The organism is Streptococcus sp. SO2 (assembly GCF_030440025.1).
The window spans coordinates 38,530-47,941 of record NZ_JAQFJH010000014.1; the positions used below are offsets into that span (position 1 = coordinate 38,530).

The 9,412-nt window shown below is 41.1% G+C and carries 6 protein-coding genes; 4 read left to right on the plus strand and 2 right to left on the minus strand.

Annotation, left to right across the window (positions count from 1 at the left end; all coding sequences use genetic code 11):
- Positions 1–30: 30 nt before the first annotated feature.
- Positions 31–1,329 carry an adenylosuccinate lyase gene (purB, locus tag PCY17_RS09725; RefSeq protein ID WP_301393598.1) on the plus strand — a complete coding sequence of 433 codons (1,299 nt, stop codon included), beginning with the start codon at positions 31–33 and terminating at the stop codon, positions 1,327–1,329.
- 46 nt (positions 1,330–1,375) lie between these two features.
- Here purB and strH read toward each other — a convergent pair whose 3' ends face one another.
- Positions 1,376–5,203 (minus strand): LPXTG-anchored beta-N-acetylhexosaminidase StrH, encoded by a 3,828-nt coding sequence (gene strH, locus PCY17_RS09730; RefSeq protein WP_301393601.1) that lies wholly within the window; start codon positions 5,201–5,203, stop codon positions 1,376–1,378.
- A gap of 271 nt (positions 5,204–5,474) precedes the next feature.
- A complete protein-coding gene (locus PCY17_RS09735; RefSeq protein ID WP_049503179.1) occupies positions 5,475–6,191 on the minus strand; it encodes a GntR family transcriptional regulator in 717 nt (238 codons plus the stop codon).
- A 324-nt stretch (positions 6,192–6,515) separates the two neighbouring features.
- On the opposite strand from PCY17_RS09735, the gene PCY17_RS09740 reads away from it, so the two are divergent.
- The 3 genes from PCY17_RS09740 to PCY17_RS09750 all read left to right on the plus strand — a co-directional run.
- Positions 6,516–8,303 carry a beta-galactosidase family protein gene (locus PCY17_RS09740; RefSeq protein WP_049503180.1) on the plus strand — a complete coding sequence of 596 codons (1,788 nt, stop codon included), beginning with the start codon at positions 6,516–6,518 and terminating at the stop codon, positions 8,301–8,303.
- Positions 8,300–8,776, plus strand: a complete 477-nt coding sequence (locus PCY17_RS09745) for a PTS system mannose/fructose/N-acetylgalactosamine-transporter subunit IIB (RefSeq protein ID WP_000156977.1) — start codon at positions 8,300–8,302, stop codon at positions 8,774–8,776. The genes PCY17_RS09740 and PCY17_RS09745 overlap by 4 nt, the downstream gene beginning before the upstream one ends.
- Before the next feature lie 26 nt (positions 8,777–8,802).
- A partial coding sequence (locus tag PCY17_RS09750) for a PTS sugar transporter subunit IIC (RefSeq protein ID WP_301393609.1) occupies positions 8,803–9,412 on the plus strand: 610 nt, incomplete at its 3' end.

Here is a 9,412-nt window from a genome sequence, read left to right on the forward strand (position 1 = left end):
GGAATAATCAGTAAAGAAAGGAAAAACAAAATGATCGAACGTTACTCTCGCCCTGAGATGGCGAACATTTGGACTGAAGAAAATAAATACCGTGCTTGGCTTGAGGTGGAAATCTTGGCTGACGAAGCATGGGCTGAGTTGGGAGAAATCCCTAAGGAAGATGTAGCTTTGATTCGTGAAAAAGCGGGCTTTGACATCGACCGGATTTTGGAAATCGAGCAGGAGACTCGTCACGATGTGGTGGCTTTCACGCGTGCGGTTTCTGAGACTCTTGGTGAAGAACGTAAGTGGGTTCACTATGGTTTGACTTCTACTGACGTGGTCGATACGGCCTATGGTTACCTCTACAAACAAGCCAACGATATCATCCGCAAGGACCTTGAAAACTTCCTTAACATCATCGCTGACAAAGCGAAAGAACACAAGTTCACTATCATGATGGGTCGTACCCACGGTGTGCATGCTGAGCCGACAACTTTTGGTCTTAAATTGGCAACTTGGTACAGCGAAATGAAACGGAATATCGAGCGTTTCGAGCATGCTGCTGCTGGTGTGGAAGCTGGTAAGATTTCTGGTGCGGTTGGTAACTTTGCCAACATCCCACCATTCGTTGAAAAATACGTCTGCGACAAATTGGGTATCCGTGCTCAAGAAATCTCTACACAGGTCCTTCCTCGTGACCTTCATGCTGAGTACTTTGCAGTTCTTGCTAGCATCGCGACTTCAATCGAGCGTATGGCTACTGAAATCCGTGGTCTTCAAAAATCAGAACAACGTGAAGTGGAAGAATTCTTTGCTAAGGGGCAAAAAGGTTCATCAGCAATGCCTCACAAACGCAACCCTATCGGTTCTGAAAACATGACAGGTCTTGCGCGTGTCATCCGTGGTCACATGGTAACAGCTTATGAAAACGTAGCCCTTTGGCACGAACGTGATATCTCTCACTCATCAGCTGAGCGCATCATCGCACCAGATACAACCATCTTGATTGACTACATGCTCAACCGTTTCGGAAACATCGTTAAGAACTTGACTGTCTTCCCAGAAAACATGATCCGCAACATGAACTCTACATTTGGTTTGATCTTCAGCCAACGTGCCATGCTTGCTTTGATTGAAAAAGGCATGACACGTGAGCAAGCTTACGACCTTGTTCAACCAAAGACAGCTCAATCTTGGGATAACCAAGTAGACTTTAAACCACTTCTCGAAGCAGATCCAGAAGTGACTTCACGCCTCACTCAAGAAGAAATTGACGAAATCTTTAACCCAACTTACTATACCAAACGTGTGGATGAGATCTTCGAACGCATCGGTTTGGGTGATTAATAATCACAATAAAAAGCGAGACTTTTGTCCCGCTTTTTATTTGTGCTTAATCTTTTTTCTTGCTAAGTCCGTAAGCTGTGAGAGCAGTCATAAGACCAGTAGCAATCAACCATTCTGAACCTTGGCTTCCTGTTTCAGGAAGTTTATTTTCTTTTGCTACAGGAGCTGGACCTTGAGGAAGAGATTTGTTTTCCTCAGCAGGAACAGATGCTGGGGCTGGTTCATTTGGAATTTCTAGTTTTGGTTTTTCTTCAGCGATAGCTGCTTGACCATGTTCATCGCCGACGTGAGTGACAGGGTTGCCAACTTCGATCACTTGAGCGACTGGTTCTTGAGCGACAACACTAGTAACCAATTTTTTAACTTCAGATCCATCAGCAGCAGTAGTCACAGAGTAAAAATGGCTACGACGACCGTTGACACCTGCAGTTACTAGACGAGTTTGTCCTTTAGGTAGTGAAGGAGTCTCGCGAGTGATGGTTGTAAATGGAATTTCTTCATCTTCGATGACTACTCGAGGTTTATTTACAACAGGAGCTTGACCTTTTTCGTCTCCTACATGAGTTGTTAATGTTCCAACTTCGACAACTTGATTGACAGCTTCTTTTGTTACTTGTCTTTCGAGAACTGTTTCTGTTTGATTGCCATTTTCAGTTACAACTGAAAGATAGATAGTCCGTTCACCTTTGACACCTTCAGTGATGACTTTCTCTTGTCCTGCTGGAAGGTTAGGATTTTCTTTCTTAACAATCTCAAACGGAATTTCTTCGGTCTTAACTAGAAGCTCTGGTCGATTTTCAACTGTAGCAGCAGTTTCACTCTCATCGAGGCTTCCTGAGTGAGTGGCAGCTGGTTTGAGACCAAGTCTAGCAGCTTTGAGATTAGCTACAAGTGTGTCCAATTCAGCTTGTTTGTTACGATTGAGGTTGTAGTTAAGAGCGTCTTTAGCAGCCTTGAGAGCGTCGAGACTTTCTGTACTGTATCCTTCTAAGTTTTCAGGGATTTGAGCAAGTTCTTCGCGTAGTGCTTTGTAGTCAGCACGGAAGTAGTCCTTGTTGTGGTCTGCAAAAGCAGTCATGAGTTCAAAGATTTCTTCTTCCTTGTATTCTGCGCTTGGTTTATCTGCCCAGATAGCTAGCATACTACCAGCTGTTGGGAGGTCTACTTCAGGATATTTAGTTGAAGCTAGCTGGTTAAATGGTACTTTTTCAGTATTTTCAATAGCTTTTGATAGTGGGTAAGCCTCGTCATTTTTATGATTTCCTAGAACATAGTACCAGTCTCCATTTGTGTTAAGGAATTTATAGCCTTTGCTTGCTAGATATTGAGGAGACGCAAGGTTGTAACCCCACCAGCCTTTAGACCAGTATGAGATGAGAACATCCTTATCAAACTCAACATCATCCTTGTCTTCGTAGTAGAAACCATCGTTAAAGGCCATTGGTTGCAAGCCTTTTTCTTTAGCCATGGCAGCTAGGCTATTAGAGTATTCAGCAAATTTACCGTAGAGACCATACCACTTGAGGTAGTACCAACCTTGAGCGTTGGTAGCATCGTTAGCATACTCATCTGTACCATAGTTAAAGATTTTAGTCTTGCCTGCAAAGAAGTCCATGTACTTACCGATAAGGGCTTTTGTAAAGTTCATTGCTTCTTCATTTTCAAGATCCATGGTTGTTTTTGAAACCTTGTCAAAGTTAGCTTGAGGGTTTGCGATGCCTAATTTTTCCATAGCGACAAGCATAGCATCCATGTGACCTGGGCTATTGATAGCTGGGATTAGTCCAATACCTTTGTCCTTAGCATACTGGATAAGCTCAGTGATTTCAGCTTGGTTCAAAGTAGTTCCATTAGGATCGTCGTAGTAAGATTTTGTTCCTTCGATGATGGCCTTTTTCACATCGTCGCTTGCATAAGTCTTGCCGTTTGCTGAGATACTCATATCATCAAGTAGGAAGCGAAGTCCATCGTTTCCAAGGAGCAAGTGAAGGTCAGAGTAACCGAGTTCGCTGGCTTTATCTACGATGCGTTTAAGTTGGTCTAGCGTGAAGTATTTACGTCCAGCATCGATAGAGATAACCTTGTTCTTAGCTAGTTTTTCAACTTCGCGTTTAGCATCTTCTTCTTTTTGAGCTTCTGGAGTGAAGGTTAAGTTGCTAACAGCTTCTTGGAGTTTTGCGATCGCTTGATCAATAGTATCTTGTTGAGCACGGCTAAGGTTGCTATCGAGAGCACGGATGGCTTTTTCGGCTTCTTTAACGGCTACAATACTTTCTTCTGTGTAGCGAGTAAGGTCTGTTGGAACTTCTTTCAGAGCTTGTTCGGCAGACTCGTAATCAGCAGCGAAGTATTCAGCATTTGAGTTTGCGAATTGACGCATGAGTTTGAAGAGACGAGATGGAGAGTAGCGAGCAGATGGAGTATCAGCCCAAGCCGCTACCATACCACCGATAATAGGAACATCAGCTCCTTCTGTTTTTGGTACAGAAGTAATCGGTGTGCTCTTAATACCGTTCAATCCTTGATCGAGGTTGTACCAACCTTGCCCGTCAGCATTACGGCCGAGAACGTAGTACCAAGCATCGTTAGTATTGAGGATTTCGTGTCCTTTTTCAGCTAGTAATTTAGAAGAAGCGACATCGTAACCGCCCCAGCCACCAGTCCACATAGAGACGATGATGTCCTTGTCAAAGGTACCAAAACTTGTATCGCTATTATAGTAGATACCGTCATTGAAGGCCATAGGTTTTAGACCGTGAGATTTGACGATACGAGCTAGGTCATTAGCATAGGCGATGAATTTGTCATAGCCCTTGTCTGGGAATCCATCTTCTGGATACCATTTATAGGCTTGAAGAACGCTCCATCCTTTAGCATCTGTAGCATCGTTAGCGTACTCATCCAAACCGATGTTGAAGATTTCAGATTTACCAGCAAAGTAGCCTGCATACTTATCAATCAAAGCTTTTGTGAAGGCAACTGCTTTTTCATTGTCAAGGTCGACAGTACGTGCTGATTCTTTACCAAAATAGTTAAAGTTAGGCTTTTCAATACCTAGTTCTTTCATGGCATTAAGGATAGCGTCCATGTGACCAGGACTGTTAACAGATGGGATAAGTCCAATGCCTTTATCCTTGGCATAGTTAATCAAGTCGGTCATTTGGCTTTCAGTTAGATGATTGCCGTTTGGATCGTTGTAGTAGGCATTTGTTCCGTTTTCAACAGCGCGTTTGACATCGTCGCTTGCATAAGTCTTGTCCCCTACAGTTAGAGACATATCATCTAGCATAAAACGCAAGCCATCATTTCCGACTAGGAGATGAAGATCAGTGTAACCATAGTGTTTGGCTTTGTCGATGATTTCTTTCAGTTGTTCAGGAGAGAAGTATTTACGCCCTGCATCGATTGAAACGATTTTCTTTTTAGCTAGTTTTTCATTGACTTGAGCTGCTTTCTCTGTAGCGACTACAGGAGCTTCAACTTTAGCAACTTCTTTGTTTTCTGCCTTTTCTGGTTCTGGCTGCTTAGCTTCTTCAGTTACTTCTGGTTTTGCTGGAGTTTCTTCGGTTGTAACAGTTTTTTCTACAATAGGTGCAGGAGTAGCTTCAACTTTTGGTACTTCAGTGTTTGTTACAGGTGTCACTGGAGCTGCAGGAGCTACGGCTTCTGGTGTAGGACTAGTTTCAAGTTTTTCTTCGCTGGCCTGTGGAGACGATTCTCCTGCGGCTTGGATAGTAGGTTGATTCTCTGTTGTAGTAGGTACGACTCCATCAGCGGCAACAGCTTGTGCATGAAAGGCAAAGCCGATCAAGACAGAAGCTGCTCCGATTGCGTATTTACGAATAGAGAAACGCTGTTTATTTTCTGGTTTCATTAAATAACCTCCTAATTTATTGTTTTGGTAGCGTTTTCACAAACTGATTCCATTGTATTATCTGAATCTAGTAAAGTCAAGTATTTTAATAAAATACCTAAAAAAAATATAAGAAGTTATTTAATTTGAACTAAATTTTTATTTTTACTCTGTTTTTAGTAAAATTTCTCCAAATTATAGTTTAAAGTCATTTGGTATTTCCTACTAAAAGCTGGCGTGCTATAATGAAAAATAGAAAAGCCTGAAACGATTGTCTCAGACTTTTTAATGTTTAGTGATCGCGATCACATGAGATAAATTTAATCTTATAGAAATCAGAACGTTTGTAAGTTTCAATGTATTCCAACACTTGGCCAGTTGACTCAAGTTTAGTTGTCTTGGTTTGGAGAACAGTTGGGAATTGAGCGTCGATTCCTAGGATAGAAGCAGCATGTTCTGGAGTTGGAAATACAATTTCATTGATTTCTTCAAAATGCTCGTCATTCATGTGAATGTGGTAGTCCAATTTGAAACGATTATAGATAGAACTATAGTATTCAAGATTTGGATAGTTTGCATTGATGTATTGTTCAGGGATATAAGATGTGTGGTAGATATAAGTAACACCGTTAGATTCACGGATACGTTCGATTTTGTAATAAAATTGATCGCCACGCAATCCCAATTTTTCTAAGTAGTTAAGATCGTTACCGCGTTCAATGGAAAGAACAGTGACTTTATCGTCCTTGGTTTCAAAAATTTCTACATCAGAAAATTCTACGAGTTTGTGCTTGCGAGCGCGAGCCACAAAGGTTCCCTTTCCTTGTTGGCGGACAATATAACCGTCTTTAGCAAGGTCGTTTAAGGCGCGAACAACAGTGATCGAACTTACGTCATACATTGCAATCAATTCTGCTTCAGTGAAGAACTTGTCGCCACTTGCAAATTGACCTGAAATGATTTTGTTTTTCAATTCATCTTTGATATATTGATACTTTGGAATTGCCATATTTTCACCTCATTTTTTCCTTCTCCATCTTCGATTTTACCATAAATAGTTTGAAAATGATAGTAAATAATGTAAAAAAATAAAATAATATTCTAAGTGATTGACTTACATATTATTTACGGTTAAAAACTCATACATTTATGCTATCTAGATCGAAAATATTTAAGAAAAAATTTTTTTACAAGAATTTTAGAAAACAATTCAGTAAAAAAAAGAAAAATTTTAAATAATTTTCGAAAAATCTATTGACAAGATGGATTCATTAGTTTATCATTTAATATAACAACAAATGAAAGCGCAAACGAAAAAGTATGGGGTGGTAAAATGACAAGGTTTAAAATTGAGGATGATTTTTACCTAGATGGGGAACCATTCAAAATTTTATCTGGTGCCATTCATTATTTTAGAATTCCTGAAGAAGACTGGTATCATTCATTGTACAATCTCAAGGCTTTAGGTTTTAACACTGTTGAAACATATGTCGCTTGGAATTTACATGAGCCAACTGAAGGAAACTTCAATTTTGAAGGCAATCTTGATATTGAAAAATTTCTTCAGACAGCTCAGGACTTAGGCTTGTATGCTATTGTTCGGCCATCTCCCTTTATCTGTGCAGAGTGGGAATTCGGTGGTTTACCAGCATGGCTTTTAAATAAAGACATGCGAATCCGTTCCTCTGATCCAGCCTTTATAGAAATGGTAGGACGCTACTATGATCATTTACTTCCACGTCTTGTTCCAAGATTGTTGGATAATGGTGGTAACATCCTCATGATGCAGGTTGAAAATGAGTACGGTTCATACGGTGAGGACAAAACCTACTTGCGTGAGATTCGTCGATTGATGGAAGAACGTTCAGTGACTTGTCCGCTCTTTACATCTGATGGTCCATGGCGAGCAACTCTGAAAGCTGGTACCTTGATTGAAGATGATCTCTTTGTGACAGGGAACTTTGGTTCAAAAGCAAACTTTAACTTCTCGCAAATGCAAGAGTTCTTTGATGAGTATGACAAGAAATGGCCACTCATGTGTATGGAATTCTGGGATGGATGGTTTAATCGATGGAAAGAACCAGTCATCACGCGTGAGCCAGAGGAGTTAGCGGAAGCCGTACATGAGGTACTAGAGCAAGGCTCTATCAACCTTTACATGTTCCACGGTGGAACCAACTTTGGTTTTATGAATGGTTGTTCAGCTCGAGGAACTATTGATTTACCACAAGTAACATCTTATGATTATGACGCTCTCCTTAATGAAGCTGGCAATCCAACTGCTAAATACATGGCAGTTAAGGAAATGATGGCGACTTACTATCCTGAGTATCCACAATTAGAACCACTTTACAAAGAGAGCATGGAAGTTGAAAACATTCCACTGGTTGAGAAAGTTTCTCTATTTGAAACCTTGGATAGCCTAACAAGTCCAACTGAAAGTCTCTATCCTAAGAAAATGGAAGAGTTGGGACAAAGCTACGGTTATCTACTCTATCGTACAGAAGCTAGTTGGGATGCAGAAGAAGAACGTATCCGTATCATTGACGGTCGAGACAGAGCTCAGCTATTTGTAGATGGTAAATGGGTTACAACTCAGTACCAGACAGAAATTGGTGAGGACATCTTCTATCAAGGAGAAAAGAAAGCGCTCTCTCGTTTTGATGTCCTGGTAGAAAATATGGGGCGTGTCAATTACGGGCATAAGTTCCTAGCAGATACACAACGAAAAGGGATTCGTACAGGTGTCTGCAAAGACCTACACTTCATGCTGAACTGGGAACACTATTCGCTTCCACTAGATAATCCTGAAAAGATTGATTTCTCAAAAGGATGGACAGAAGGACAACCTGCCTTTTACGCCTATGACTTTGAAGTTGAGGCTCCGAAGGACACCTACTTAGAACTATCTGAGTTTGGTAAAGGGATTGCCTATGTCAATGGCCATCATCTCGGACGTTTCTGGAATGTTGGTCCAACCTTATCGCTTTATATTCCGCACAGCTATCTCAAGGAAGGTGCTAACCGCATCATTATCTTTGAAACTGAAGGGGAATATAGAGATCACATACACTTAACTCGTAAACCTACACTAAAACATATAAAGGGGGAAAATTTATGACAATTGTAGGATGCCGTATTGATGGACGTTTGATCCACGGACAAGTAGCAAACCTTTGGTCTGCTAAACTGAATGTTTCACGTATCATGGTCGTTGACAATGAAGTTGTTAACAACGATGTTGAAAAGAGCGGATTGAAACTTGCAACACCACCAGGTGTAAAACTTAGTATTTTGCCAGTTGAAAAAGCTGCAGCCAATATCCTTGCTGGAAAATATGATAGCCAACGTTTGTTTATCGTTGCTCGTAAACCAGACCGCTTCCTTGGATTAGTGGAAGCAGGGGTACCGCTTGAAGCAGTCAATGTTGGTAATATGTCTCAAACACCAGAAACACGTTCTATCACACGTTCAATCAACGTTGTAGATAAAGACGTAGAAGATTTCCACAAATTGGCGGAAAAAGGTGTTAAACTTACTGCTCAAATGGTTCCAAATGATCCAGTTTCAGACTTTTTGAGCTTATTAAAATAGGAAAAAATTTTTAGGAGGTCATTGTTATGATACAATGGTGGCAAATTTTACTTCTCACTCTGTACTCAGCTTATCAAATCTGTGATGAGTTGACGATCGTTTCTTCTGCAGGTTCCCCTGTATTCGCTGGTTTCATTACTGGTTTGATCATGGGAGATTTGACAACTGGTTTGTTTATCGGTGGTAGCTTGCAGTTGTTTGTCCTTGGGGTAGGTACCTTCGGTGGTGCTTCTCGTATCGACGCAACTTCTGGTGCGGTTCTTGCGACAGCTTTCTCAGTTTCACAAGGTATCGAAACAGATCTTGCGATCACTACAATCGCTGTACCAGTAGCGGCACTTTTGACTTACTTCGACGTACTTGGTCGTATGACTACTACATTCTTCGCACACCGTATTGATGCTGCGATCGAACGCTTTGACTATAAAGCTATCGAACGTAACTACCTTCTTGGTGCGCTTCCATGGGCTGCTTCTCGTGCCCTTCCAGTATTCTTCGCCCTTGCTTTTGGTGGAGAATTCGTACAAGGTGTTGTAAACCTTGTTAAAGAATACCAATGGGTTGCAGACGGTTTGACTCTTGCAGGTCGTATGCTTCCAGGTCTTGGATTCGCTATCTTGCTTCGTTACCTTCCAG